The organism is Hallerella sp., from assembly GCF_022776125.1.
In the GTDB taxonomy this organism is placed as follows: domain Bacteria; phylum Fibrobacterota; class Fibrobacteria; order Fibrobacterales; family Fibrobacteraceae; genus Hallerella; species Hallerella succinigenes.
This window is the reverse complement of record NZ_JALFIA010000013.1, coordinates 1-25,182: the sequence shown is the minus strand read 5'-3', so window position 1 is coordinate 25,182 and position 25,182 is coordinate 1. Positions and strand designations below refer to the sequence as shown.

Here is a 25,182-nt window from a genome sequence, read left to right as displayed (position 1 = left end):
TTCTCTCGGTTACAAAGGTAAACATTTAACCTAGCCAGCCCCTCTTTATATTTGATCAAACAATTATTTTATAAGCATGGAACCAAGTGCAGAAGAAAATAAGAAGCCGTCCATGCCGGACGTTTTGCAATACACGAATTACCGTGTATTCCTGCACGACTATTATGCCTATAAAAAGTCGACATCGGCGGTTTTCAGCTTGCGTTTCTTTGCCGCAAAGGCTGGGCTTTCGAGCCATGCGCATTTGAAGCTCGTGATGGACGGCAAACGGAACATTACCAAGAATACAGTCGTGAAAATCATCCAAGGGTTGAACCTCGCTGATGAACGCGCTACCTATTTCGAAAATCTGGTGTTCTTCAATCAGGCGAAGACGGACAAGGAAAAGGCTTTCTACTATGGAAAGCTCGTCAAGTCCACGCCAGGTTCCCGTTTGCATAAGATGGACCAGGCACATTTTCGAATCTTTACGGAATGGTATCACTCCGTAATCCGTGAAATGGTGGAACTTCGGGGCTTCAATCCGGCTCCGGAATGGATTTCGAGACGTCTCGGCGGAACGATTACGCCGGCCCAGGCTGCGGAATCCTTGAACCTGCTGTCTTCCCTTGGACTGATTTCCAGAACGGCGAACGGATACAGCCAGGCGCAGTCCTTGATTACGACCGATGACGAGGTAAGCGATCTGTTGGTGAAGCAGTACCATCGTCAGATGCTCGACCAGGCAAAAGATTCAATGGAAAATGTTCCTGCAGAAAAAAGGGATATTTCGGCGGTGACTTTTGCGATTCAGCGTAAAGATTTCCCTGCTTTAAAAAAACATTTACAACTCATGCGAAAAGAACTATTAGATTTCTCTAGTGAGTCGGGGACAGGAGAGGATGTTGTTCAAGTGAACATCCAACTGTTCCCATTAACGCGAGGAATGTAATGAAGTTTGTTCGATTCTCTATGGGTGCGCTTCTTTTGTACGCCTTTATGTTGATGGCGTGTACTACGTCGTCGGATCAAGCGGGAATCGAAATTGGAAATCCAGAAATCCAGGCCCATTCTTTTTTGGCACACTTTTTTGTGGATTATGGCTCTGGCGAAAATGCGGATTCTGTCCAGCTTGACGGATTGCATTTGGCACTTTCGAAACTTTCTGCTTATTCCAGCTATTATATCTATGTGAGTTTTGACGCGGAAGACGGTTTAACCCTGTGGCCGGATGTGGCTTCGGATGCCCCGATGACGATCGCATTTACGGAAGATTCGACGACAACGATCGATGACTGGATGCGAGCCTTTGGAGACATTTCCATTGATGATGAAGGCTTGCTGAAGGAAATCGGGGCGCATTTTGCTCCGGTTGCGCTTGCCCCTCAGGTGACGGGCTCTCTCAAAATGGCCGATAAAAACGTTCCGTTTGTATTCTCTCTTGCCGGGCTCGATTCGTTCGAACTTCGCTACATGCAGGATCAGTTGGATACTGCAGAAAATGGAGCGATTTCTTTGACGGTGCGTTTTAGTGTGCCGGACTGGGTGGAAGGTCTCTCTCTTTCGACGGCAATGCTCGACGGCGACACGGTTCGTTTCGATGCTTTGCATAATGCGGTCCTTTGGGATTCTTTGACAACGCGCTTTGTAAAGTCTTTCTCGGCGTCACATTACATTGTGAACTATGCCTCTGGTACTGAGGAAGAAGATTACGCAGAGGATGTACTTGCGCGGTATGATGTTGTCGATTCCAACTGGGTTTCGAACGGGACGTTTGAAACCGGCGAAGATTGGATCTTGGTGCGTCAGCTTGGCGGTTATGCAGATACTTCCGTGTCGAACAACATCATGATGGTGAACGTGACGTATCCGGGGCCGTACAGCTACAGTGTGCAGCTGATCCATGAAGATATTCCGCTTTTGAAGAATCGCAAGTACAAGCTTGTGTTTACCGCTTACGCGCAGGATTCTGCATATGTCACGGTTCGCATCGGTTCTTACAGCACGTACAATACCGAAGCTCTCCAGGAACATGTGACTCTTGAACCGGTCTGGAAATCGTATGAGTTCGAATATGCGGCTCTGGTCGATGATCTCTTTTCTCGCCTCGAATTCAATGTGGGCAAGAACCAGACGAAGTATCAGTTCAAGGATGTGAAGATTTACCGCATCGACTGATGGTATAAACGCCGAGAATAATCAGTAAAATGGAGAAACCCTGACTCGGCCCGAAAATCGCAAGCCCGACTGCGACGGACACGACCGAGGAAACGGTTGGCTGAACGTAATTGTACATGGCGACGATGGTCGGCGAAAGCGTCTTTTGCGCATGCATCATCAAGAGGTAGGCGAGAAAAGTTCCGCCGAGAACGACGAAGGAGATTTCGGCCCAGGTGTTGGTTTGAACTTGCGCAAGTGGAATCTGCATCACTTGCGGTAATGTGAGTGGCAAGGTGGTAACTGCCGAGAAGGTGAACATCCACTTCATGCAGGTGATCGTATTGTATCGGCTGATGACGTTCTTGAATAGGGCTAGGTAAACGGCAAAGCAACACTGTGCAAGAACACAGAGAAGGTCGCCGGCGAGGCTTCCCGCTTTTGCGTTAGATGCCGTAGCGCTCCCGAGAATCAGGATCCATGCGCCGCTTAAACCGAGCGCAATGCCGAGGATTTTTTTCCAGGTGATGCGCTCGCTTAAAAAGAGGGCGGAAGAAATCAGGGCAAAGATCGGAAGGGAAGTTGTGGCGATCGTCGCATTGATTGGCGAAGTGATGGAAAGTCCGATGTTGTAGCAGGTCTGATTTCCGACGATGGAAAAGAAGCCCGCACCAAAGAGTTTGAGCAAATCGCGGAGGGGAATTTTTTCGTTCCGCGTTTTTGAGGTGCAAAGGGAAATCAGCCAAAAGCAAATTGCGGCGCCTGTCGTGCGGAAAAAGACCATATCGATGCCCGTAATGTCCGAAAGCATCGCCGCTTTCCCGATCGGAGCCATCAGCCCCCAGATCGTCGCCGCGGAAAGAAGACAAAGATGCGCATGGAGAATCTTGCTGTTTTGCATAAAACGCTCGTTAAAAATTTTCATTCCCAAATTTACTAAGGATTGCGTGCCGCAAGGCAAAGAACTTTCAGTCCAAGAAAAAACATACCCTTCCGCGGATTCCCCCTGCATACACACTCCCCCCCCCTATCTTGCCCCCGGCCGGGTAGGCCAAGCGGTTCGTTCCGCACAAAAGCCTCCCTGCTGCTGGGAACCTTCTCGTCAGAGGTAGCGCTCCTTGCCAAGGTAAATCCTTCCAGCCAAGGAGAAGCCCTTAAAAAAGAAAGACCTCGGTGGAATACCGAGGTTTTTCTTTGGAAAGTTCGAGACTTTAGGCAAGTCTCGAAATCATGTAACCGGCGCAGATAGCGGTACCGATCACGCCCGAAACGTTCGGACCCATGGCATGCATGAGAAGGAAGTTCTGCGGATCGTACTTGGCGCCTTCCACCTGGGAAACGCGAGCCGCCATCGGAACAGCCGACACACCAGCAGAACCGATCAACGGGTTTACCGGGTTCTTCGGGCTGCACCAGTTCATGATCTTTGCAAGGAGAAGTCCTGCGAAAGTCGAGAAGCCGAAAGCAACGACACCCATCGCGATGATCATCAAGGTCTTCGGCTGCAAGAAGATGTCTGCGGACATCGTCAAACCGACGGAAGTACCGAGGAAAATCGTCACAATGTTCATGAGTTCGTTTTGAGCCGTCTTCACGAGACGTTCCACGACGCCCGCTTCCTTGAAGATGTTACCGGTCATGAGCATAATGATCAGAGCGGAAGCATCCGGAACAACGAGCACGCAGACCACCATCACCATCACTGCAAAGGTGATGCGTTCAAGCTTCGAAACCTTGCGGAGGCTCTTCATACGAATGACGCGTTCCTTAGCGGTTGTCATCGCTCGCATGATAGGCGGCTGGATCAGCGGCACGAGTGCCATGTAAGTGTAAGCGGCGACAGCGATAGGTCCAATCAGGTGCGGCGCAAGCTTGTTGGCCGTAAAGATGGACGTCGGACCGTCTGCACCACCGATGATGCCGATAGAAGCCGCTTCACCGAGAGTGAATCCGCCAAAGGCGACTGCGCAGAACATCGTAATGAACACGCCGAACTGAGCACCGCCGCCGAGGATCAGCGTACGCGGATTTGCAATCAGCGGTCCAAAGTCGGTCATGGCACCGACGCCGAGGAAGATGATGGGTGGGAAGAGCTCGAGATGAATGCCTTGGCTGATGTAGTAGAAAAGACCGGCAGTCGGAGTGAACATTCCTTCGATGCCCCAGCCGCCTTCATAGAAGCCACGGGACGGAATGTTGACGGCGAGAGCGCCGATCGCAATCGGCAAAAGAAGCAAAGGCTCGTACTTCTTGACGATCGCGAGATACATCAGCACAATGCTGACGAGCCACATGACAATCATCGGACCCGAGATTGCAGAGAATCCCGTGCCGTTGACGAACATGTCTGTGACTGAGTTTAAGATACCACTCATAGGAGGCCCTCTTTAGGCGATAGTCATCAAGACTTGGCCTTCGGTTACGGAGTCTTGTTCCTTGACAGCGATCGAAGTGACGGTACCGTCGCACGGGCAGACGATCGAGTTTTCCATCTTCATGGCTTCGAGAACGGCAACTTCCTGGTTCTTCGTAACCTTGTCACCCACCTTCACCTTGAGCTTGAAAACGATACCCATCATCGGGCTCGGAATCGGGGTGCCTTCTCCAGCCGGAGCAGCGGCCGGAGCGGGAGCCGGGGCAGCGGCAGCCGGAGCAGCGATCGGAGCTGCAGCCACAGGAGCGGCTGCGACAGGTGCAACTGCGGCCGGAGCTGCGTTGCCGAGAACTTCGACTTCAACGTCGTAGGTCTTGCCTTCAAACGTAATGCGGATAACTTTCTTCATAGTAGTTTCCTCTTGAGCTTAGAGCTCGTTGGATTGTAATTCTGTGCGACCCTGAGTAGTCCAAGCCCATTCGGTCGAGTTTTGAGATTTGAATTTGACGATTTTCACTGGACCGCCGAGGACTTCGGCTGCAGCGATTGCGAGAATGACTGCGAGCTTTTCATTCGAGAGACCCGGATGAATTTCCAAGGCGGAAACCGCAGCGATGCTGAGGAATGCCTGGAGCTGCTTGTTCGTGAATCCCGGGTGCACGCTCGGTGCGTCCGGATCGCCAAGACCCTTGGAAAGATCAATCTTGATCGGATCCGAAGAAGCGACTGCTGCAGGAGCTGCATTGGCAGCAACCGGAGCTTTTTCCTTCTTCGAAAGAATTGGCGTGATGACCTTGTTCATCACATAACTCATCAAGTATGTGAGGAACATAATACCGATAATCACGACCATCACGATGATAAGGCCCGTCGCCTGGAATTCGGCAAGCTTGCCGAGTGTAAAGGTTTCGACCTCACCCTGTTCCGTGACGTATTGATCACTGAGTTTGGCTTTCGCAATCGGAAGAGCCTTGTTGGCTCCGTTGACAGTTCTTACGCTGTCCTGGCGTGCGTTAGCTTCACGCGATTGCGCATTCGTCTTATAGAGAATGGAGACTTTATGACCGCCTTGGTAGATCTCAACGACTGCCGAGTCGGGCATCAAAGTCAGCTGCTCTTTAAGCGGAGCGCTAATCGAGTCTGGCATAATAGCCAGCTGTTCCTTAAACCGTTCTGGAACGGGATAAGGCCCAGTCGCTTTGACGACGCCTTCTTGTTGTGTTGCTGTTGTCATAGAGGACTCAACCCGTGTTTCTTATTTGGACGTTTGACACGCTTCGAGAGCAAAGTTCTCAGAGCGAGCGAAACCTTAGCGCGGGTTTCTGCAGGATTGATGACATCGGTAATGATGCCGGATTCTGCAGCCTGGTAAGGCTTCGAGAACTTTTCGCGGTAGTCGTCAACGAGCTGCTTGTAAAGAGCATCCTTGTTTTCAGCTGCTGCGAGTTCCTTCTTGTAGATAATCTTGGCTGCACCTTCAGCGCCCATTACGGCGATTTCAGCAGTCGGCCAAGCGTACACGACGTCACCGCCGAGATCCTTGGAAGCCATGGCGATGTAAGCACCACCGTAGGCCTTGCGCATGATGACCGTGACGAGAGGAACCGTGCAAGATGCGTAAGCATAGAGCATCTTTGCACCGTGGCGGATAATGCCTCCGCGTTCCTGGGCAAGACCCGGCATAAATCCCGGGACGTCGGTCAGGGTCACAATAGGAATGTTGAATGCGTCGCAGAAGTTCACGAATTCTGCGCCCTTGTCGGAAGAATCGATATCGAGGCAGCCGGCCTTGTACTTCGGCTGGTTCGCGACGATGCCGACGACCATACCGTTGATGCGGCCAAAGCCCGTGATGATGTTCTTCGCGAAGTCACGCTTCACTTCGAGCCATTCGTTTGGGTCGACGAGACGTTCGATCACCTGGTAGGCGTCGAGCGGCTGGTTTGCGTCTTCCGGAATGATCTGGTTCATGCTCGGATCGTCATCGAGTTCGATGTCGGTGAGCTTGTGCGGTGGAAGTTCGGAATTGTTGGACGGGAGGAAGCTGAGGAGCTTCTTGATGATCTGGGAAGCGTGCTTGTCGTCGTTGGCGACGAAGTGGACGTTTCCGGAAACCGTTGCGTGGGCTGCAGCCGATGCGAACTTTTCGAGCGGAGCTTCTTCTCCGGTGGAAGCCTTGATCACCTGCGGACCGCAGATGAACATGTTCGAATTGTCCTTGAGCTGAATGCAGAAGTCCATGAGGGCCGGGCTGTAGGAAGCGCCGCCTGCGCACGGACCAGCGATGACCGCGATCTGCGGTACGACGCCCGAAGCGAGGACGTTTGCACGGAAAACCTTGCCGTAGCCTGCGAGGCTCTTCACGCCTTCCTGAATACGAGCTCCACCGGAGTCATTTACGGAGATGATCGGCGTGCCGAGTTCGATAGCACGCTGCATGGCTTCGGACATCTTCTGGGCGTGACGGCTACCGAGGGAACCGCCGCTGACCATGAAGTCCTGAGAAATCACGGTGACCGGGCGACCGTCGATGTTGCCGATGCCTGTCACAACGCCGTCACCGGCGAGCTTCTTCGTTTCGAAACCAAAGCCGCGGACGTCGTGGTCCACGTACATGCCAGCCTCTTGGAAGGAACCGTCGTCGACGAGGTCAGCGACACGCTCACGTGCAGAGAAGAGACCCTTTGCATGACGTGCTTCGAGTTTCTCCGGACCGCAACCCGAGGAGAGAGCAAACTTGCGACGCTCTTCAAGTTGATCGAGTAATTCTTGTTTAATAGCCATTTCTAGTTTCCTTTAGGATTCCATAGTTGCAATTGAAAAATAGAATTCCAAAAAGAAGAGGTTATTCTTTCATCGTTCCTTTTTCGAGGAAATCGAGATGCATATTGAACGCTCGGTCAAGAGCGAACGGAATATGCTTTCCTTTCGAGGACCGCATACTGTAATCTAAAAAATCATTGAGCTGTTGGCGATAGTCTGGATGTGCACAATTTTCAATTATTTTGTGCGCACGGGACACCGGATCGAGCCCGCGGAGGTCCGCTAGGCCTTGCTCCGTGACAAATATGTGGGTTTCGTGATCGGAGTGATCCAAATGTGTAACAAATGGAACAATCGTGCTGATCGCGCCATTTTTTGCCGTCGACGGCGCCATGAAAAATCCGAGCAGACAATTTCTTGAAAAATCAGCGGATCCGCCGATGCCATTCATGATCGAAGAACCGCAAACGTGTGAAGAATTCACATTGCCGAAAATATCGCATTCGAGAGCCGTGTTCATGGAGATGACACCGAGGCGTCGGATGACTTCCGGATGGTTTGAAACTTCTTGCGAGCGGAGCACGAACTTCTTTTGAAGCGTAGCCGCGTTCTGCTTAAAATATTCGCGAGCGTCTGCGGAACACGTGAGAGCGGTGCCGCTTGCACCGACGAGTTTATCTGCTTTGATCAGCTCAAAGACCGCTTCCTGAATGACTTCGGTGAAGAGGCTCACCGGCTCTTGCAAGGAATCGCGCGCCATAGCGGTGAGCACAGCGTTTGCCACGTTGCCGACGCCGCTCTGATAGGGAAGCCCTGCGGGAAGGCGTCCTTTTTTGCGTTCGTGTGCAAGGAATTCAAGAATCTGACCACCGATGTTTTTGGAAACTGCATCGGGTTCGGTAAACGGTCGGATGGTATCGCCTTGATTTGTGCGGACGATCGCCACGATTTTTTTCGGATCGACTTGGACGTAATCCTTTCCGCCGCGGTCCAGAACATTTACCACCGGAATCGGGTGCGTGTACGGGGGAAGTTCTGGCAGGTAGCAGTCGTGAATTCCGCAGAGTGCATCTCCGTAAATGGAATTCAGTTCCACGATGATGCGGTCTGCCATTCGCAAATATTCGACGGAATTTCCGCAGGACGTTGTAAAACGGATTTTTCCGTCAGAAGTCACTTCGCTCGCTTCGATGATCGCTGTCGTCGGGCGCGGCAAAGAGCCTGTGCGGACGAGATGCCCCATGATTCCGAGATGCGCATCGGTGTAGAAAATTTCGCCGCGGTTGATCGCGGAACGCAAATCTGGATTGGACTGGTAAGGCGCTCTCCATTTGATTGCCTTGGCGCGGGCTAAGGCTCCGTCGCATTCGTCGCCAGTCGAGGCTCCAGAAAAAAGCGTAATCTGGAATGGTTTGCCGTTTGCGTGTAAGCGTTCCGCCCTTTTGGCGAGAGCGGAGGGGACCGCTTTGGGGTAGCCTGCGAGAGTGAATCCGGAAACGCCAAGAACTTCTCCATCTTGAATCAGTTCTGCCGCTTCTTCTGCAGAAATTTCTTTGGAAACCAGGTCAGAAGTCATGCGTTAAAATTACGATTTTTTGCGCAAAACTGGAAATGATTTTTTGGGGAAGTTTCTGTTTTGGAATCCAAGAACCTGGGAGCCCTTTATGGGATTTGGCTTCTACGCATAAAACGCGGCATTGGATTTTGTAACGGGTAATCGAATGTTCGACAGTTCCCGTAAAAGCAAAGCGCTTGACGTTCTCCGGGGAAATTACATTTTCGGCGATACCGGGGAAAATGTTTTTGAACGCGTCCGCATATTCAAATATCGGAAATGTCAGCTGATTTTTGAGAAACGGCGATTGAGGCGAAGATTGCAGTAAAAAATTTCCTTTGGAATCGCAGATGGCGAGCGCAAAGCCGATCCAGGAAACGTACCGGGTTTGCTTTTGGGGCGGAAATGCCGTGGCGCGCCCGTTTTGAAAGGCTTTGCAAATTTTTTGAATGGGGCAACTTTCGCAAAGCGGATTTGTTTTTTTGCAAACGGTTCGCCCGAGTTCCATCAAAGCTTCATTTGTAAGGAATGCATCGCCTGCGTTTGCCCAGTTGTACGCTTCTTCCCAATAGGAATCTTTTGCCGCTTTATCCTTAGTCGGTAAAAAATCCCATTCGGAAAGGCGCGAAAAAACGCGGACGAGGTTTCCGTCTAAAATCGCTTCGTTCTGATGAAAGGCGAGGCTTAGAATAGCGCCTGCGGTGTATGCGCCGATTCCCGGGAGCGCTTCCAAGTCTTGGCGGTTGCTTGGAAACTTTCCGCCGTTTTGAACGACCTGTTTCGCGGTCTTGTGGATGTTTCTTGCGCGGCTGTAATAGCCGAGCCCTTGCCAGTGCAAAAGAACATCGTCTTCGCTTGCTCTTGCGAGCGCCTGCACGGTGGGAAAGTCTTGCATCCACTTTTTGTAGGCGGTTTGGACAGCGGAAACCTGCGTCTGTTGCAGCATCGTTTCGCTGATCCAGACCGCATAGGGGTCGCGTTTAGAGAATAAGTCCAAGGGCCGCCAAGGAAACTCGGCGCGTTTTTTTTTGAACCATGCGCAGAGCGCCTTATTTGCCGAGGTAAGCTTCGTGATAAACCTTTTTATAGAATTCCCACTGGGCTTTAGCAGCCTTTTCGAGGGTGTAGTCCTTGCTGCGGTTGTAAGCGTTTTCGCGAACCTTTTGGTAGGCGACTTCGTCGTGACGAAGGTTCATGCACTTTTCGAGTTCGGCGAGCCAAGCGGCGGTATCGTCTGCCGGGAGAACCTGTCCACAGCCTTTTTCGAACACGATATCCTGCGGGCCACCCTTATCGGTGACAATGGCGGGAGTGCCCGATGCGAGAGCTTCGACGACCACGTTTCCGAAGGTATCCGTTGTGCTCGGGAACAGCAAAAAGTCGGCGTCTGCGTAAAGGCCTGCGAGGGTTTCGCCGCCTTGAACGCCTGCAAAGTGGACTTCCGGAGCGCTAGCAAAATCTTTCTTGAGTTCTTCTAAGTACCAGCCGTCTCCGACGAACATCAGTTCGGCGTCGTCATGCTTTTTGCGGAATTCCATCCACAGATTGCGAAGCAACGGAAGATTCTTTTCTTTAGAAATTCGACCGACGTAAACAAAGCGCACTTTCCCTTGAAGGTCCGAGAATTTTTCCCACGTGCCTTTGCCACGGAAGTCCGGACTGTAATTTTCGAGAGGAATGCCTCGACGGATGATTTCGATCTTGTCGAGCGGGACCTTGATGTCGTTGTGCAGAATGTTCTTGTAATCTTTACACGGGCTTACGACCGGACGGGTGAAGCCGTAGAAGATTTGCATCAGCATCAAAACGTAACGATACATCCATTTCGCTTTGACAAGGGTCTTCGTATAAGTCGGGACGTCGGTACGGTAATGGCTGATCACCTTGATGCCTGCGATTTTGGCGCAGAAGGCGATCGCCCAAGCTCCCGGACTCGGCGTTTCCAGTTCGACGATATCGACCGGGTAACGTTTGAGCAAACGAAGAATCGGACGCACGTGTGGAATCGCAAGTTCGCTGTTTGCGTAACCGAGCTGTTCCATGCTAAAGACGCGCGGAAGCAAAATGACGTAGCCGTTTTCCACGACGCCACAGGGACGCGTGTTGAAAGCGCTGCCGACGAGGGCCGCCTTGTAACCGTGGCCGCGCATGTAGGTAATCACATGGCGCAAATTGTTCGCAATCCCATTGACTTCATCTAGATTGTCGGAATAGAAGGCGACTCGGATATCATCTTCGGCATGCTCTTTGCGTTTTTTCTTCAAAAAGAAACGGAGCTTGAGCAATTGCGGCAGATTGCGAAGGACTTGCCAGAATACCACCGGTGGAATCATGCAAGTGCGAATGTTTCCAGGAGGCTGGTGTTTGAAAGAAAAGTATTCGGGGAACGTACTCGAAACAGTCCGGCCAAAAATCGGCGGGCGGGAATCGTAAGTGTTGTTCGAATCTTCAGTTACCATCGTACGTAAAATAATGCGAAAAAATCAAAAATGGGATGGGTTAAAGAGATTGCTTTTCGTGAACCTGTTCTTGGTTGAACGCAACGCAGTCCTCATAACGGGTTCCCGCTCCTCCAAAAATATCCAGGGAGCTACCGATGGTCAAGTCCACTCGTCCGCAGGAGATCTCCTTACAGCGGACTAAGTCGTCAATGCTTTTCGCTCCGCCTGCATAAGTGACAGAAAGTGGACTTTTTTCGGCTAGAAAGCGGATCAGGTCTTCGTCCATGCCGCGTTCAAGGCCTTCGACGTCGGCTGCGTGAACGAGGAATTCGTCGCAGTATGCGCCGAGCTTTTGCAAAAGAGCTTCATTGACAACGGCATCGGTAACAGTCTGCCAACGGTTCGTGGCGACGTTCCAACCGTTTTCGGTGCGGCGACAGCTTAAGTCCAGGACGAGATGTTCCTTGCCCACGGCTTTCGAAAGCTGTTCGACCTTTTCCATTTCGAGGTGCGCTCCGTCAAAGACCCAGCTGGTGACGATCACATGGCTTGCGCCTGCATCGAGATATTCCTGGGCGTTATCTGGGTGGATGCCCCCGCCGACCTGGAGTCCGTTCGGGTATGCGGACAGGGCTTCCTTTGCCGCTTCTACGTTGCCCTTGCCGAGCATGATTACGTGACCGCCTTTTAAGCCGTCTTTCTTGTAAAGGTTTGCGTAGTAAGATGGGGACTTTTCACTCACGAAGTTCGTCTTGGGAGTATCGCTGTCGGAAAGGGTTCCGCCGACGATCTGCTTGACTTTGCCTTGGTGAATGTCGATACAGGGACGAAAAAGGGTCATATTAGAATCCGGTAATGCTCCAGTCGTAAATGTAACCGTCTGCGGCTTTGGAGCGTCCACGCCAGAAGAAAATTTCACCGCCGAGCATCACCTTGGTCGCCTTTTTGGCGAGCCAACCGTCAAAGTTTTCGAGCATGGAGAACTTTTGACGCGGCTTCGACATGTCGAGGGTCAAAGTGTCTGCGGCATTTTGCCACGTGATTTGCAATGCGGTTTTCGGAAATTTAGAACCTTTATACGGCTTTCCGTTTTCGAGGATGCTTTTCGGAAGCAAAACGTTCGATTTGTCGCCTTTCTTTTCAATTAGATAGCCAAAAGGGACTCCGTCTTCGTCGAGGGCGAGGCGTCCGGCGTATGCACCACGGGTCGCTTCGCTGACATTGAAGGCGCGTTCGGCGAGATCGGTCGGGTTGCCGGACTGCCAGGTGTGTTCGAGATAGCCGTAGCCTTGGACTTCGAGAGTATCGCTGTTGTGGGCGATTTTACCTTTGACGCGTCCGTAAGGAATGAGGACCGCGGCCCCGTAATAGCCATCGCCGATTTTCCATTTGCCGTCGCCCGGAACTTTGCCCTTGTTTGCACTGGTGAAGGTGATATCGAGCAGGAATTTGCCGAAATCTTCCTTGTTTGCAGTAAAGAGGACGCGGTGACCTTTTCCGGGAAGACCTTCCATGATGTATTCATCCTTGATGGAGATTTTGTTTTGGTCTTTGTACTCCTTGATACGTTCCAATGGATATTGGCGTCCAATGTTGGATTTTTTGCCTTTAAGATTAAAGAATGAAATGTCGCAACCGATTTTTTTTCCGGAAGCCGGAATGACTATGGTTGCATAATTGACGTAGGCGCGGGTACCGTTGTCAAAGACAAATTGATACGTCCAAGCTTCGGTATTCTTTGCGGATTTGAGGTTTTTAGCGAAAAAATCCGATTTATCGACGTTGCGAATGTTTGTCGAAGGCGCTTGGACGTCGGATGCAAAAGCGCAGAATGCCATTCCCGAAACAGTGAGAATGGAAAAAATGTTTTTTAAAAAGGCCATGCCCTTAACATAGAAATTTTGAACTATATTTGACACCTTATTTTATGCTGAATGCAAGTTCTATTCAACTAAGGAGGTCGTATGAATTTGAAATTGTTGGCTGGAGTAAGCGCGTTTGCGTTTGCTTCTGCATTTGCACAAGATGACTACTACGCAGAGGATCCGGCTCAGGAAGCCACTCCGGTTGCAGAAGCTCCGGCTGCGGAACCAGCTCCGTCTCCGTATGAAACGGAACCGGTGGCACAGGCTCCGGCTGCAGTGGCCCCGGCTACAGTAGCCCCGGCTCAGAATTCGAGCTCGCTCTTGGCTCAGCTTGACGTGCTTCGCGGTAACGCTTATAACTTCGTCGGTAGCGAACTCGCTGCAACGACGGTTGCCGATCAGTTGGATTACCCGTACATGATGGCTCTAGGCCAGTTCTTGTATGTGGAACCGACTAACGCTCTCGGCTACGTCGCTTTCAATAAAGGTCTTACTTTCTACGGTGGTCTTGATAATTCTTCTGCGGATGTCGGCCTCTTCACGGCTGGTATCGCTACGGCAGGCTTCGGTCTTGGTTTGGACATCGGTCTTTCCAAGAGCTTCGTGAGCGATGGCGACGATGATGCTACCGTGGTGAATGCTGGTGACGATCTCGGCGTGACGTTTGCAATGCCTCTCGGCGCCTATGCTTTGAGCTTGGAAGCGGGCTGGCTTACGATCGATGACGAAGTATCGACGGACAATGTCGAAGATGATTACTGGGAACTCAGTTTGATTGCTCGCTTCACGAACTCTCCGAGTGCTACGACCCTCGGTTGGACGGCAGGTGCTTTGCTCCTCCGTCATGCTGAAACGACGGAAATGACGATTGCCGGTCAGTCTTCGACGAGCGCTACCGGAAATAGCCGTGTGGAAATCGATCCGTACTTCAATCTCGCTGCACAAATTCTCGGAAATGATATGGCTCGTGTTATGATTGGTTCCAATAACACTCTCGGTATTCAAATTTATGACGGCGGTGATGCTGGCATTAAGTCTCACACGGAATTCGGCCTTCAGCTCGAACCGAACATCTGGGCTGACTTTGCCCTGAACGAAAACTTCCTCTTCTTCGGTGGCGTGTCTCACAACGTTCTTCTCTTCGGTTACGAATCGGTGAAGTATGTGGATGGCGACAAGATTTCTGCAATCCAGCTTCACACGGAACGTACCAGAGCACAGCTCGGTCTTCGCGCCCAATATAAGATGGTGGCTGTTGAAGCTAGCTTGACCAACGAAGTTTACACCAAGACGGTTGCTGCCATTTTCAACGGCGACAATATTGTGGCTGATCTTGGCATCTTCCTCAACTTCTAATTTAAGGAGAATGAACAATGAAAAAGACTTGGATCGTTTTGATGTCTATGCTTTTCGTTTCCTTCGCCCTCGTTGCTTGCAGTGCGGATAATGTTTCTGGCAACTGCGATAGTGGCATTGTGGACAACTCGCTTTTCGTGACCGACTCTGAAGGAGAATAAACTTTTTTCAGTGGAAACTAAAAAGGAGTCCTCTTTCGAGGGCTCCTTTTTTATTGGGGATCATGTGAAATTTAACGGATCGAAATTGCTGTCTGCTTGCTTCCGATGCGAAGAATATACTTGCCGGAGTTTGCGACGTTCAGGTTCAGGATTGAACCGTGTGTGCGGCCACTTGCCATAACTTGTCCGAGCATGTTCGAGAGCATGTACAGACTGCCGTTTTCAATCCCGCTCACGGCGATGTTCTTGCCCTGTACGGAAACGTTCAGCGGGGAAGCCTTGGAGACGATTGTCGGAAGTGCGGTCGTCGTATCGATTTCGACCGGGCTGTAACCCGACACTTCTTCTTCGCATTTCAGGTCTTCAATCCAGAGTGAAGTGTCAAAGAAGTCGTTCGTGACCACAAAGCGGAATGCGGTAGCGGCTTCCAAAACCGGATAGGTCGGAATGCCTGTCTGCCAACCGTTGCTTGTCATCCAGCCGAGATCGATGTGAACGGTTTCCCATTCCGGAGCGTATGGCATTTCGACGAACGGATAGTCCCAAACTCCTACGCCGAAGAAATCAACGCTTGCGTTCCAGTCGTAGTAAAGGGTGAACTGGTGGTTTGCGCCTTTGTACTTGTAACTCACCATCTTGCAGTTCGAAAGATCGACGCCTGCGCCGAAGGTGTATTCCGCACGAATGTAGGGCGCATAATCAAAGCCTGTGCCGACCGTGTCGAGAATCATGTTGTCCATTTTGACCGTGGTCGCGGTGGAATTGTTGGTGAATGTGGAGTTGCCCTTTTCGCCTTGTTCGTCGCCGTAGTCGTCAATGTCGCTAGTGGCGCTCCAAGTTCCCGAAATAGCACTAGAAGTGCCGTAGGTGACGGAGCCGGGCAGGTTGTCGGTAATGGATGTTTCCCAGTTCACGTTCTTGGTGTATGTCGTTTTGGCCGGAAGAATATTTGCCTTGATGTAGTTGTCGACGTCGTTGGCTTCGAGATAAGGTTTTTCTACATCCCACTTGGCGGTCGAAAGTTTTTTCTCGTTGACCCAAGAAAGGAAACTTTCGAGCTGAGTCTTGTAAGAAGCGTTCGTGAAAATGTCGTCGATGCCGCCCCATTCCGTGACGAAGATGCTCAAACCGTTTGCCATGGCGGTGTTTGAACTTGCGATGTGGCTTGCGGTCTGGTGCAGGTTTGCGTAGAAGTGATAGGTGTAGGCGACATTTTTATCTTGGACCGGATTTGAAATCGCTTCGCCTGCCATCGAAGACCAGGTCGGCGTTCCGATGACGACAAGGTTGTTTGAGTATTTACGAATTTCGGTGAGGACACTGTCGGCATAAGCCTTGAGATCGTTCCAGCTTTCGCTGACCGGTTCGTTGTAGATTTCAAAAATCACATGCGGATATTTGCCGTAGCGTTCTGCCATACGGCCGAAGAATGCAGCTGCGTCGGCTGCACTGAAGCAGGTCTTGTTGTCGTTGAATTCATACTTCGGCTTTTCGTTTGGGTGAATGCAGTTGAAGTAGCCGCCTTCACTGTGCCAGTCGATTAAAACGTAAACATCGTTTGCAATTGCAGCCTGCACGACCGTATCCATTTGAGATTCAAAATATTCCGGGCGGGTCATATAACTGCCATGGCCCCAAGGCGGGACAATGCCCATCGCAGAACGAATGAGTTCTACGTTCCAGGATCCGACGAGAGTGTCGATAAAGGAATGCCCATAGAAACTCGAACCGTACGGCCAATACTGGCTCCAGGTAAGGCTCATGCCGCGGACCTGAACTTCTTTACCGTCCACGACGCCATCGACGGAACCGTAGATACGGCCTTCGCCAGCGGCGTTTGTACCGGTTTGCAGTGCGCCGTACTGGCTCACAGGTCCGACACGAGTCGGTTGAATCGTTGCAAAGGCACTGCTTGCGAGTGCGAATGCGCAAAGGGCTGTTACAGCCTTCATCGTCTTTTTCATTGTACCTCTCTCCGAGTCATAAATGGCTCCTGTTTTTTTTCGTCGCAAATTCAAAGGCTTAGAATCGCATGCCTAAGCTTGGCCACATGCTTGGCGAAATTCCATCAAAACGAACATTGTCCAAATAGATTTCCGCATCGCTTTCGACCATAAAATTCAAAGAGTTCACCGCGGCGAGTTCTGTGTCGAAATCTTCGGCGGTAAAGGTAAAGTGCTGCCATTCGTCGGTGAGCGTGACGGGCCATGTCTTGTGATATTCCCGTTTGCCTTCATCGCTGCGCTTGGTGATTTGCAAGAAAAGTTCACCCGAGCCTTTGGCGTCAAATGAAATCGCGGTGGCGCTTCTCAAATCGTAGAAGGAGAACATTTCGTCTTCGTCAAAATCGTCGCCGATGGTGAAGCCTGCGACGCCGTAATGCCCCGGAGTTTCTTCGTCCAAATCAAAAATCAAATGCAGACTGCTGCCGTCTTTTGCGCTGTCTCCCGTGACGAGAATGTTCGGGCTGGAGATGCCGTCTTGAACGTGGCTTCCGCCGCCTTGCAGCGAATCGGTGCAAATAAACCACCAGCCCTGTCCAAAGCTTTTGCCGAGGAGCGTCTGGCGGGATTTCCAGTTTTCAAAGTCTTCGACGACAGTAAAGATGCTTTCGGCAATGTCGATGTTGTTTGTCGTTGCATATTCTTCAAGATCCGTTTCCATCTGGTAAGAGAACTTTCCAAAGTTGCCTTCGACGAATGCGTAGTGGACACCGCTTGGCAAACCTTTAAAGGTGAAGTTGCCGCTTGCGTCAGTTTCGGTGGATTTGTCGAGGATGCGGATTGTGGCACCTTTCACGGCTTCGCCGTTATGGGTAATGGTTCCTTTCAGCGACGCGCTGGCGACCGCAGCGAGTGTTTGCGACGGTTTTTTGCCGAGATCCACCCAGCGCATCACCGAAAGAGAGTCTCCGGAATGAGTTTCGATCAGCTGAATGGAAGACTTGTCTTCGGCGCGGATCGTGGACTTGAATTCCAAAGTCCCGGACTCATTTAAAGTATCTTCAAAAGCGAGCTGGATGGTGTCTTTGTGCAAGACCCAGACGCGGGCCGCGGCACGGGCAAGAGGATGGCCGCTAGGATTTGTGACCGTGATGACGCCGGCGAGTTCCGTTTCGCCAGCGTTGCTGCCTGTTCCGTTTGCCACGGGATCGCTGCTGCAGTTGCTGAAAACGGCTGCGCAAACGGTGAAAAAGAGGAGTGCGAAAATCCGCGAAAGAAGCTTCATGCTTTTTTCTCCTTGGCGGGTATTTTAGCACGCGGAACCAGTTGGAATCCGACATGGCATACGCGGTCAGGATTCGCGTCTTCTTGAGCGATTGCTAAAATTTTTTCGCGGAGCGCAGTGATTTCGGTGCGGACCTTTTCGAAGCCTTCCTTCGAAAGACTACAAGTAACGCTTGTGATGCTGCGTTCGTCGCTTGTAAAACTGTCGTAGACTTCGCTGTTGATTTCCAGATTCTTCAAATGGTACTTGCGAAGCATTGTGGAACGCACGCGTGGCGGCGTTGAAACGACAGGACTTGTGACCGCGAATTTGCCGTTCTTGTCGCAGACGATAAAACCAGCTTCGGTCAAATAACGAATGCCGCTCTTGATTTGGGGTGCGCGAAGAGGCGGAGTGAAGAATCTGCCGATCTTTTCCGCAGATGTCCTTGCCGGAACGAGCGGAAGAAGATCTCGCAGAACGGGATAGTACCATTTGGAAAAGAACTGGAGCGCGGAATCCTGCAAAGCGTACTCCTGCTTGCTCGCACGGGCGGCGAGAAGCTTTCTCAACAAATGCTCCCGCTTGTCCACGTTTTTTTCGTTTCCAAATTGAACGAGTCCCAAAAAATAATCCGCTTCCTCGCCGCGCAAATTCCAAGCCTTGGCAAGAACTTTGGCGTTAGCACTGGAAAGAGGACGGGTTCCGTCCAAAATTCGAGAAAAGAATGCAGAACCCGGAACGCCTGCGGCTTCCTGAATGGATCGCATTGAAGCGCCTTCGGATTGCAATGCTTCCAAAACCGCGTGGATGTACTCGCGATAATCGAAATACATGAATACACTAATTTCGGAAACACTCTGCATATCCATAAATATAAGATTTTAATTCAAAAATGAATGTAAAAATTCAGCTATATAAAAAATTAATGCATAATATTTGGAAACACTTGGGAAGCCGAAAAATTAGGATTTTTTGCTGAAATTGCCCCAAAATCGGACTTTTTAAGGTGAACAAGAAAAGCTTGCGTTGCTATCATTTCAAAAAACAGGGAAAATTTATGCGAGAACTCAGCTCAAGAACTTCTAAATTTACCGAATCCGTAATCCGTCAAATGACGCGAATTGCGAATGAATGCGACGCGATCAATCTTTCCCAGGGCTTCCCGGATTTTGATCCGCCCAAAGCGATTCTGGACCGCCTGGCGGAAGTCGCTTACACGGGACCGCACCAGTATCAAGTTTGCGCAGGAGCGAAGGCGTTCCGCGATGCCGTAGCGAAAAAGTTCGAGCATTTTTCGGGAATGAAGATCGATCCAGAAAGTGAAATTGTCGTCACCTGCGGAAGCACCGAAGCGATGATGGCTTCGCTGACGAGCGTTATCAATCCGGGCGATAAGGTGGTGATCTTTTCTCCGTTCTATGAAAACTACGGGGCGGATACGATCCTTTCGGGCGCAGAACCGATTTATGTGCCGCTTGTTCCGCCGGATTTCTGCTTTGATAAAGAAGCTTTGGAAAACGCTTTTAAACAAGGCGCGAAGGCGATGATCCTTTGCAATCCTTCGAATCCTTGCGGTAAAGTCTTTACGCGGGAAGAACTGGAATTCATTGCGGAACTTGCGATTCAGTATGACGCCTACGTGGTGACGGATGAAGTCTACGAGCATATTGTCTATGCGCCGCACAAGCATATCTATTTAAATACGCTTCCTGGAATGCGCGAACGCACGATCGTTTGCAATTCGCTTTCCAAAACGTATTCGATCACGGGCTGGCGTTTGGGCTATGTGATCGCTTGCCCGCGGATCATTGACCGTGTGAAAAAGGTGCATGACTTTTTGACCGTCGGGGCTTCGGCGCCTTTGCAGATCGCGGCGGTGACGGGCCTTGAATTCGACGACGACTATTATAAGGAACTGCAAGAGCATTACACGCACATGAAAGAAATTTTTGTGGGCGGCCTTCGAAAGCTGGGCTACCGTTTGACGGAACCGCAGGGCTCTTATTTTGTGATGGTCGATGTGAGCGAGTTCGGGGTGAAGGACGATTACAAGTTCTGCGAATGGATGATCAAGAATGTGGGCGTCGCGGCGGTTCCGGGTTCGAGCTTCTTCCGGGAAAAAGTTGACAATCTTGTAAGATTTCATTTTGCAAAGAAAGACGAAACTTTAAAGGAAGCTTTAAAACGCCTTTCGACCCTCCGTGAAAAAGCCTTGGCCGCAAAAAATGTGGATTGGAAGTAGGTTTTGCCGAGTCTAATTTTTTAAATTAAGCGCTGAAAAATTTAACCCCAATAGAGGATTCCAATATGACAAAAATCGGCATTATCGGTTATGGTAACCTCGGCCGCGGCGTGGAAAGCGCTGTGAAGTATGCACCGGATATGGAGCTCGTCGCTGTGTTCACTCGTCGCGACCCAGCGACTGTGAAAATTCAGACGGCTGGCGTTCCGGTTGTGAACGTAAACGATGCGGCCTCTTGGAAGGACAAAATCGACGTGATGATCCTTTGCGGAGGTAGCGCAACGGACTTGCCGAAGCAGACCCCGGAATTTGCAAAGCTCTTCAACGTGGTCGATTCCTTCGACACCCATGCAAATATTCCGCAGCATTTTGCCGCAGTGGACGCGGCAGCCAAGGCCGCTGACAGGGTTTCGATGATCTCCGTCGGTTGGGATCCGGGTCTCTTCTCTTTAAACCGCGTGTATGCGGATGCGTTCCTCGCAGACGGCAAGACCTACACATTCTGGGGCAAGGGCGTTTCCCAGGGCCATTCCGATGCCGTCCGCCGTATTGAAGGCGTGAAGAACGCAAAACAGTACACGATCCCGGTGGATGCAGCTCTCGAAGCGGTCCGCAGCGGTTCGAATCCAGAACTTTCTACCCGTCAGAAGCACACGCGCGAAGTTTTTGTCGTGGCAGCTGAAGGTGCGGACAAGGCAAAAATCGAAAACGAAATCAAAACGATGCCGAACTACTTCTCGGATTACGATACCACGGTGCACTTCATTGACGAAGAAGAATTTGCGAAGAATCACTCCGGCATGGCTCACGGCGGTTTCGTGATTCGTTCTGGAAAGACCGGTTGGGACAAGGAATTCACGAACGTAATTGAATACAGCTTGAAGCTCGGTTCGAACCCAGCCTTTACCACGAGCGTTCTCGTTGCATACGCTCGTGCCCTGTTCCGTATGTACAAGGAAGGCGCTCGCGGCTGCAAGACGGTTCTCGACGTTCCGCCGGCATACCTCTCCGAAAAGAGCGACGAAGAACTCCGCAAGGACCTTCTCTAATCTTTGAAAAATGCTTACAAATGAAAGGGCCGCAGTTATGCTGCGGCTCTTTTCTATATTGTCTCTAAAAAAGGAATTTTTATGGTTTAATTGACAGGGTGTCTAAATAAAATTTAATGATGTTTGTTCACCCGAGTAGCCTTTTCCTTTTCTAGTGAGAATAAGATCTTTGTATGCATAATTGACAATTTCGTTTATTGAATCAAGCTTTTTTTGATCGTAACTTTGCAACAGTCTATTTGCGATGCTTTCGCCCATTTCTTTTATATTGGGTATTCGTAATTTTCTTAAATGCTGGCTTTGCCAGCGTGGAAAACCTCCGTTCATATTATTGGTAATGCTTGCTATTTGAGTACGTATTGCGTCGGACATCAAAAAAGCACTCAAAATTTTTTGGTCACGAAGCGTATTTCCTGTGATGTAATATAAATTGTGAAGAGGGTAATAATTACCTTCATCTAGAAAAACAAATCGATTTCCTGAAATATCAGGTAACAAAATCTTTGATTTTTTGATTAATTGAGGGTTGATTTTGTCAATTGTTTTATACCATTTGGCATTGTTTTTTTTGACAATATGTCTATTTGAAAGTTTTTCTTTGAAAGATTTCAAATATTTTTCTACGCGAGGAAATTTAGATAAATTAATAAGTTCACCGTTTTCTGCATAAGGATTCAATAAAAATTCACCATTCCATTGTAGTTGATTTCCTGTCAGATTCTTTGCATTCAATGCTGGCAAAAGAAGTTCTTTTTCTACTAGTTTGGGCAAATCTTTTGAGATGAATACGTGGTCAGCACCCGTTGCGACTCCTATCCCAATTCTAAAACCTAGTTCTTCTATAGTATATAGATTTTCGTTAACTACGGCTTTGCTGAAAATACAGGACCAATCGTCATTTTTAGGGACCGGTCTTGTTGAAAAAGACATCTTTTTTAACTCTTGTACAGACTTGACCTCTGCATATGATAAAGTAGAGGCTCTAGATTGTTTTGATATCAGCGTTATTGCGGGGTAAGCGAGAACTTTTTCTTGAAATGCATTTGCACGCTCTAAATTGATGATGGATTCCAGTCGATAGTTCTGCGCAACAAAATTTCTCAATTTCTTGCCGTATTCGTTTTTATACCATCTGTTTGCACAAATTAAGCAATGCTTCCCATTCGCTTTAAGACATCTTAATGTTTTTTCGTAAAAAAGAACGTAAAGATCTGATCGATAATGAAATGTTGTAAATATATTCTTGAACAACTTTCGCTTGCTTTCAGGAATATTTTCATAGCGGACATATGGAGGATTTCCAATGACCAAATCGGCCATAGGAACTTCACTAGATAAAAAATCTGCAACCTTAAAATTTTTTTCAGAAGGCTCTATTCCTAAGGCAAAAAGCTCTTTCTTGCATTTATTTATTTTAGTAGCGTCTATATCATAGGCAAAAACACATCGATAAAAAGCATCCTTAAAATCAAAATGATAACGTGATGCGGAGTCTCTCAATCTTCGTACAATTTCAATAATAAAAGCACCTTCTCCACAAGAGGGTTCCAGAACTATAACTTGCGATAAATTATAAGATGCTTTATACCCAACTATATCTAGCATATAACGCACAATTTCTGGTGATGTAAATACATCGCCATGAGCGTTGCCATTTGCTCTCACACCATATATATCATTTGAATTCATCAGCAGAGCCTTTAAGATGAGCGGCGAAAAAATTCAAAAAAGAATTTAGTGAGATGTCTTCAGCAACATCGCCATATTTCTTTTCACTACTAGTCCACAACAAAGCAGTAGAAGTATAATGTCGCTCCAATTTTAATTTCTTACAGAGAATTCTATATCGGTCTATATATGAGGCTTTGCCAAATTCTGGTAATACTGGATAAATTAGTTCATTGTTCTTTACAGGAGTTGTTGATCCGATATCCTTGCCGACAACCATGATGTACCCAACCCATGGTGCTTGTTGATTGGGAAATTGATTTTCTCTATAAGCTGTCCAAAGATCCACTGCTGAACCAATGGCTTCTTCGGTTCGATTATTAAAGTTATTACCGTATGAGCCAATCTGCGATTTTAGCTCTATGGCTGCAATCAATTTTTTTGATGGCGAAATCACTAGGAAATCCCAGTTTTTGGATGAGCGAAAAAATCCAGGCAAGTAATTGTTTTTTGTATATATGCAAGATCTTGGAACTCCAGAATTTTCAGCAACTTTCTTTAGCAAAGAGATAAATCCGTCCATTTGCTTTCCACCAACAACGGCCCCTCGATTACTTTTATCTACGCTTGTTGCTAGTTGTTTTTGCTTAGATTTCCAGAAAAACGAAACGGCCTTTGTTATTTCTTTTAAATAAGTTTGCTGATCCATCTGACTAAACCCTTTTGTTCAGTAAAATAGATTTTTTGTATGTAATTTTTTGTCAGAGCAAAGTTTTTACTCGAAAACGATGAATATTTATTTAGGGTATTGTGGAGATTTATAGAAGAAGTATCGTAAAATTTGTCTGGCATGGCTCATGGCGGTTTCGTGATCCGCTCAGGAAAGACCGGTTGGGACAAGGAATTCACGAACGTAATTGAATACAGCTTGAAGCTCGGTTCGAACCCAGCCTTTACCACGAGCGTTCTCGTTGCCTATGCACGTGCTCTTGCCCGCATGTACAAGGAAGGCGCCCGCGGTTGCAAGACGGTTCTCGACGTTCCGCCTGCATACCTCTCCGAAAAGAGCGACGAAGAACTCCGCAAGGACCTTCTCTAATCTTTGAAAAATGCTTACAAATGAAAGGGCCGCAGTTATGCTGCGGCTCTTTTCTATATTGTCTCTAAAAAAGGAATTTTTATGGCAGAACAGACTATTCAGATTCAGTACTTGGACGATTCGATCAAGCGCTTGGAATACATCGGCGGCAAGTCCGACTGGATCGATCTTGCGGCTGCAGAAACCGTGACTCTCAAGAAGGGAGAATTCCGCCTGATTCATTTGGGCGTCGCCATGAAGCTTCCCCAAGGCTATGAAGCCCACATCGCTCCGCGCAGCTCCACGTTCAAGAACTGGAAAATTCTGCAGGTGAATTCCGTGGGCGTCGTGGACTGCAGTTATTGCGGAAAGGAAGACTGGTGGAGAATGCCGGTTCTTGCCACGGAAGATGTGACGATCGAAAAGGGCAGCCGCATTGCACAGTTCCGCATCATGGAAAATCAGCCGAAGCTGAACTTCGTGGAAACCGTTCTTGAAGACAAGAACCGCGGCGGTTTTGGCAGTACGGGCATCTAGGAAATACGGAATTCTGGTTCCGGATTTAGGAATTATTTCGTAAGTTCCCCGTACATCTTGAAAAGTTCAGCCACGATTTCGTCCTCGGTCATCTTGGGGGCAAAACCGTAAGCCTCCATGACGGCACGGTCGTTTTCGGCGTGGGCACGGCGCAGGTCTGCGGGCATGGTCAGCTCGTCGTAGAGGTCAGCAAGACTAGAGTCAGGGTATTTTGCACGGACATCAAGAATCGCCTGGGCGGTCTTTTCGATTTTTGACGCTTGCGCCGCCGTGCAGTGAAGACTGCCACACGGATTCGAATCGTCTAACGACGATTCCGTTTTAGGCGTAACAAACGGGAAGTTGTTATAGACAATGTCCTTGCTATAGCGATATCGGCTTTCTAGACGTCCACAAACGGCTCGCATCCAAGCCATGTGAACGCTGGAAGTGAGGATTCCGAAATGGTAGAGGGTGGCATCGGGAATGATTACAGCTGCATTTGAAGGTATTGAATCAGCATCTAAAAAACCTAGCGGAACATAGAATCTTCTTTCTGAAGATGTCGCTGGCACAATGATATAGCTTTCAGGGTTGTTCGTTTCCCGGAAAAGGGCCGGTCTTAAGGCCAGTTTCTGCCGCCCTTCGTCTGGCGAACTTTCCCGGTCCAGTTTGCATGCTTGAACGCGTTTGTAAACTTCGTGCATTCCCTTGATTTGTGCGGGCGTCGCATCGACAAGCCAAAGACAATAACGCGGCTTGTTGTTG

The 25,182-nt window shown here is 49.4% G+C and carries 23 protein-coding genes and 1 pseudogene; 8 read left to right on the top strand and 16 right to left on the bottom strand.

All coding sequences use genetic code 11. The features are described 5' to 3' along the window. Positions 1–76 precede the first annotated feature (76 nt). The gene (locus MR847_RS01250; protein WP_277002532.1) at positions 77–931 is read left to right on the top strand and encodes a TIGR02147 family protein; all 855 of its coding nucleotides are present in this window, start codon (positions 77–79) and stop codon (positions 929–931) included. Beyond that, positions 931–2,157, top strand: coding sequence for a carbohydrate binding domain-containing protein (locus MR847_RS01245; RefSeq protein ID WP_100425583.1), 1,227 nt, complete (start codon positions 931–933; stop codon positions 2,155–2,157). The genes MR847_RS01250 and MR847_RS01245 overlap by 1 nt, the downstream gene beginning before the upstream one ends. Here the strand turns inward: MR847_RS01245 and MR847_RS01240 are convergent. The 10 genes from MR847_RS01240 to MR847_RS01195 all read right to left on the bottom strand — a co-directional run bounded on the left by MR847_RS01240 (position 2,126) and on the right by MR847_RS01195 (position 13,152). Further along, positions 2,126–3,061, bottom strand: coding sequence for a DMT family transporter (locus tag MR847_RS01240; protein WP_287722724.1), 936 nt, complete (start codon positions 3,059–3,061; stop codon positions 2,126–2,128). The genes MR847_RS01245 and MR847_RS01240 overlap by 32 nt on opposite strands. Before the next feature lie 286 nt (positions 3,062–3,347). Then, positions 3,348–4,511: a sodium ion-translocating decarboxylase subunit beta gene (locus MR847_RS01235; protein ID WP_100425584.1), complete on the bottom strand. Its 1,164-nt coding sequence runs from the start codon at positions 4,509–4,511 to the stop codon at positions 3,348–3,350. Positions 4,512–4,523: 12 nt separating this feature from the next. Next, positions 4,524–4,919 (bottom strand): biotin/lipoyl-containing protein, encoded by a 396-nt coding sequence (locus MR847_RS01230; RefSeq protein WP_100425585.1) that lies wholly within the window; start codon positions 4,917–4,919, stop codon positions 4,524–4,526. An 18-nt stretch (positions 4,920–4,937) separates the two neighbouring features. Then, positions 4,938–5,744 (bottom strand): OadG family transporter subunit, encoded by an 807-nt coding sequence (locus MR847_RS01225; protein WP_287722721.1) that lies wholly within the window; start codon positions 5,742–5,744, stop codon positions 4,938–4,940. Next, the gene (locus tag MR847_RS01220) at positions 5,741–7,294 is read right to left on the bottom strand and encodes an acyl-CoA carboxylase subunit beta (protein WP_287722719.1); all 1,554 of its coding nucleotides are present in this window, start codon (positions 7,292–7,294) and stop codon (positions 5,741–5,743) included. The genes MR847_RS01225 and MR847_RS01220 overlap by 4 nt, the downstream gene beginning before the upstream one ends. 61 nt (positions 7,295–7,355) lie before the next feature. Beyond that, positions 7,356–8,849: a succinyl-CoA:acetate CoA-transferase ScpC gene (gene scpC / locus MR847_RS01215; RefSeq protein ID WP_287722717.1), complete on the bottom strand. Its 1,494-nt coding sequence runs from the start codon at positions 8,847–8,849 to the stop codon at positions 7,356–7,358. Then, a complete protein-coding gene (locus MR847_RS01210; RefSeq protein WP_287722715.1) occupies positions 8,839–9,825 on the bottom strand; it encodes an A/G-specific adenine glycosylase in 987 nt (328 codons plus the stop codon). Before MR847_RS01210 ends, scpC begins: the two co-directional genes overlap by 11 nt. A 52-nt stretch (positions 9,826–9,877) precedes the next feature. Further along, positions 9,878–11,287, bottom strand: coding sequence for a glycosyltransferase (locus tag MR847_RS01205; protein WP_287722713.1), 1,410 nt, complete (start codon positions 11,285–11,287; stop codon positions 9,878–9,880). Positions 11,288–11,327: 40 nt separating this feature from the next. Next, positions 11,328–12,110, bottom strand: coding sequence for a phosphoribosylformimino-5-aminoimidazole carboxamide ribotide isomerase (gene hisA, locus MR847_RS01200; RefSeq protein WP_106519824.1), 783 nt, complete (start codon positions 12,108–12,110; stop codon positions 11,328–11,330). A 1-nt stretch (position 12,111) separates the two neighbouring features. Next, complete coding sequence (locus MR847_RS01195; protein WP_100425592.1) at positions 12,112–13,152, bottom strand: hypothetical protein; 1,041 nt, start codon at positions 13,150–13,152, stop codon at positions 12,112–12,114. An 81-nt stretch (positions 13,153–13,233) separates the two neighbouring features. On the opposite strand from MR847_RS01195, the gene MR847_RS01190 reads away from it, so the two are divergent. Beyond that, complete coding sequence (locus MR847_RS01190; RefSeq protein ID WP_199189262.1) at positions 13,234–14,490, top strand: hypothetical protein; 1,257 nt, start codon at positions 13,234–13,236, stop codon at positions 14,488–14,490. A 17-nt stretch (positions 14,491–14,507) separates the two neighbouring features. After that, the gene (locus MR847_RS01185; protein ID WP_157797936.1) at positions 14,508–14,651 is read left to right on the top strand and encodes a hypothetical protein; all 144 of its coding nucleotides are present in this window, start codon (positions 14,508–14,510) and stop codon (positions 14,649–14,651) included. Positions 14,652–14,722: 71 nt separating this feature from the next. Here MR847_RS01185 and MR847_RS01180 read toward each other — a convergent pair whose 3' ends face one another. Genes MR847_RS01180 through MR847_RS01170 form a run of 3 tightly spaced genes read right to left on the bottom strand, consistent with a single transcriptional unit; the run spans position 14,723 to position 18,694 of the window. Then, positions 14,723–16,615 (bottom strand): glycoside hydrolase family 5 protein, encoded by a 1,893-nt coding sequence (locus MR847_RS01180; RefSeq protein WP_287722710.1) that lies wholly within the window; start codon positions 16,613–16,615, stop codon positions 14,723–14,725. Between the two features lie 58 nt (positions 16,616–16,673). Next, entirely contained in the window at positions 16,674–17,879 is a 1,206-nt protein-coding gene (locus tag MR847_RS01175; protein WP_277002561.1) for a carboxypeptidase-like regulatory domain-containing protein, read from the bottom strand. Then, entirely contained in the window at positions 17,876–18,694 is an 819-nt protein-coding gene (locus MR847_RS01170) for a TIGR02147 family protein (protein ID WP_287722707.1), read from the bottom strand. The genes MR847_RS01175 and MR847_RS01170 overlap by 4 nt, the downstream gene beginning before the upstream one ends. 224 nt (positions 18,695–18,918) lie before the next feature. On the opposite strand from MR847_RS01170, the gene MR847_RS01165 reads away from it, so the two are divergent. Continuing rightward, positions 18,919–20,103 carry a pyridoxal phosphate-dependent aminotransferase gene (locus tag MR847_RS01165; protein WP_287722705.1) on the top strand — a complete coding sequence of 395 codons (1,185 nt, stop codon included), beginning with the start codon at positions 18,919–18,921 and terminating at the stop codon, positions 20,101–20,103. A gap of 65 nt (positions 20,104–20,168) precedes the next feature. Further along, positions 20,169–21,152: a diaminopimelate dehydrogenase gene (locus MR847_RS01160; protein ID WP_287722703.1), complete on the top strand. Its 984-nt coding sequence runs from the start codon at positions 20,169–20,171 to the stop codon at positions 21,150–21,152. 102 nt (positions 21,153–21,254) lie between these two features. Here the strand turns inward: MR847_RS01160 and MR847_RS01155 are convergent, their stop codons facing one another. Together MR847_RS01155 and MR847_RS01150 are read right to left on the bottom strand one after the other, a co-directional pair. Further along, positions 21,255–22,841 carry an Eco57I restriction-modification methylase domain-containing protein gene (locus tag MR847_RS01155; RefSeq protein WP_100425596.1) on the bottom strand — a complete coding sequence of 529 codons (1,587 nt, stop codon included), beginning with the start codon at positions 22,839–22,841 and terminating at the stop codon, positions 21,255–21,257. Beyond that, positions 22,828–23,529: a PaeR7I family type II restriction endonuclease gene (locus MR847_RS01150; protein WP_100425597.1), complete on the bottom strand. Its 702-nt coding sequence runs from the start codon at positions 23,527–23,529 to the stop codon at positions 22,828–22,830. Before MR847_RS01150 ends, MR847_RS01155 begins: the two co-directional genes overlap by 14 nt. A 129-nt stretch (positions 23,530–23,658) precedes the next feature. Between MR847_RS01150 and MR847_RS01145 the strand changes: the two are divergent. Together MR847_RS01145 and MR847_RS01140 are read left to right on the top strand one after the other, a co-directional pair. Beyond that, positions 23,659–23,919: pseudogene (locus MR847_RS01145) on the top strand (diaminopimelate dehydrogenase); the annotation flags it as partial. A gap of 81 nt (positions 23,920–24,000) precedes the next feature. Next, positions 24,001–24,435, top strand: a complete 435-nt coding sequence (locus MR847_RS01140; RefSeq protein WP_100425598.1) for a dUTP diphosphatase — start codon at positions 24,001–24,003, stop codon at positions 24,433–24,435. Between the two features lie 32 nt (positions 24,436–24,467). On the opposite strand, the gene MR847_RS01135 is transcribed toward MR847_RS01140, so the two are convergent. Next, a partial coding sequence (locus tag MR847_RS01135) for a type IIL restriction-modification enzyme MmeI (RefSeq protein ID WP_353846826.1) occupies positions 24,468–25,182 on the bottom strand: 715 nt, incomplete at its 5' end.

What these genes read in the sequence shown, in the direction of transcription:
- MR847_RS01190 (WP_199189262.1), top strand. Translation starts at nt 13,234, where the DNA reads ATGAATTTGAAATTGTTGGCTGGAGTAAGCGCGTTTGCGTTTGCTTCT.
- MR847_RS01155 (WP_100425596.1), bottom strand. Translation starts at nt 22,841, where the DNA reads ATGAATTCAAATGATATATATGGTGTGAGAGCAAATGGCAACGCTCAT.
- MR847_RS01175 (WP_277002561.1), bottom strand. Translation starts at nt 17,879, where the DNA reads ATGAAGCTTCTTTCGCGGATTTTCGCACTCCTCTTTTTCACCGTTTGC.
- MR847_RS01250 (WP_277002532.1), top strand. Translation starts at nt 77, where the DNA reads ATGGAACCAAGTGCAGAAGAAAATAAGAAGCCGTCCATGCCGGACGTT.
- MR847_RS01205 (WP_287722713.1), bottom strand. Translation starts at nt 11,287, where the DNA reads ATGGTAACTGAAGATTCGAACAACACTTACGATTCCCGCCCGCCGATT.
- MR847_RS01220 (WP_287722719.1), bottom strand. Translation starts at nt 7,294, where the DNA reads ATGGCTATTAAACAAGAATTACTCGATCAACTTGAAGAGCGTCGCAAG.
- MR847_RS01150 (WP_100425597.1), bottom strand. Translation starts at nt 23,529, where the DNA reads ATGGATCAGCAAACTTATTTAAAAGAAATAACAAAGGCCGTTTCGTTT.
- hisA (WP_106519824.1), bottom strand. Translation starts at nt 12,110, where the DNA reads ATGACCCTTTTTCGTCCCTGTATCGACATTCACCAAGGCAAAGTCAAG.
- MR847_RS01180 (WP_287722710.1), bottom strand. Translation starts at nt 16,615, where the DNA reads ATGAAAAAGACGATGAAGGCTGTAACAGCCCTTTGCGCATTCGCACTC.
- MR847_RS01165 (WP_287722705.1), top strand. Translation starts at nt 18,919, where the DNA reads ATGCGAGAACTCAGCTCAAGAACTTCTAAATTTACCGAATCCGTAATC.
- MR847_RS01195 (WP_100425592.1), bottom strand. Translation starts at nt 13,152, where the DNA reads ATGGCCTTTTTAAAAAACATTTTTTCCATTCTCACTGTTTCGGGAATG.
- MR847_RS01225 (WP_287722721.1), bottom strand. Translation starts at nt 5,744, where the DNA reads ATGACAACAGCAACACAACAAGAAGGCGTCGTCAAAGCGACTGGGCCT.
- MR847_RS01245 (WP_100425583.1), top strand. Translation starts at nt 931, where the DNA reads ATGAAGTTTGTTCGATTCTCTATGGGTGCGCTTCTTTTGTACGCCTTT.
- scpC (WP_287722717.1), bottom strand. Translation starts at nt 8,849, where the DNA reads ATGACTTCTGACCTGGTTTCCAAAGAAATTTCTGCAGAAGAAGCGGCA.
- MR847_RS01170 (WP_287722707.1), bottom strand. Translation starts at nt 18,694, where the DNA reads ATGTATTTCGATTATCGCGAGTACATCCACGCGGTTTTGGAAGCATTG.
- MR847_RS01230 (WP_100425585.1), bottom strand. Translation starts at nt 4,919, where the DNA reads ATGAAGAAAGTTATCCGCATTACGTTTGAAGGCAAGACCTACGACGTT.
- MR847_RS01240 (WP_287722724.1), bottom strand. Translation starts at nt 3,061, where the DNA reads ATGAAAATTTTTAACGAGCGTTTTATGCAAAACAGCAAGATTCTCCAT.
- MR847_RS01235 (WP_100425584.1), bottom strand. Translation starts at nt 4,511, where the DNA reads ATGAGTGGTATCTTAAACTCAGTCACAGACATGTTCGTCAACGGCACG.
- MR847_RS01185 (WP_157797936.1), top strand. Translation starts at nt 14,508, where the DNA reads ATGAAAAAGACTTGGATCGTTTTGATGTCTATGCTTTTCGTTTCCTTC.
- MR847_RS01140 (WP_100425598.1), top strand. Translation starts at nt 24,001, where the DNA reads ATGGCAGAACAGACTATTCAGATTCAGTACTTGGACGATTCGATCAAG.
- MR847_RS01160 (WP_287722703.1), top strand. Translation starts at nt 20,169, where the DNA reads ATGACAAAAATCGGCATTATCGGTTATGGTAACCTCGGCCGCGGCGTG.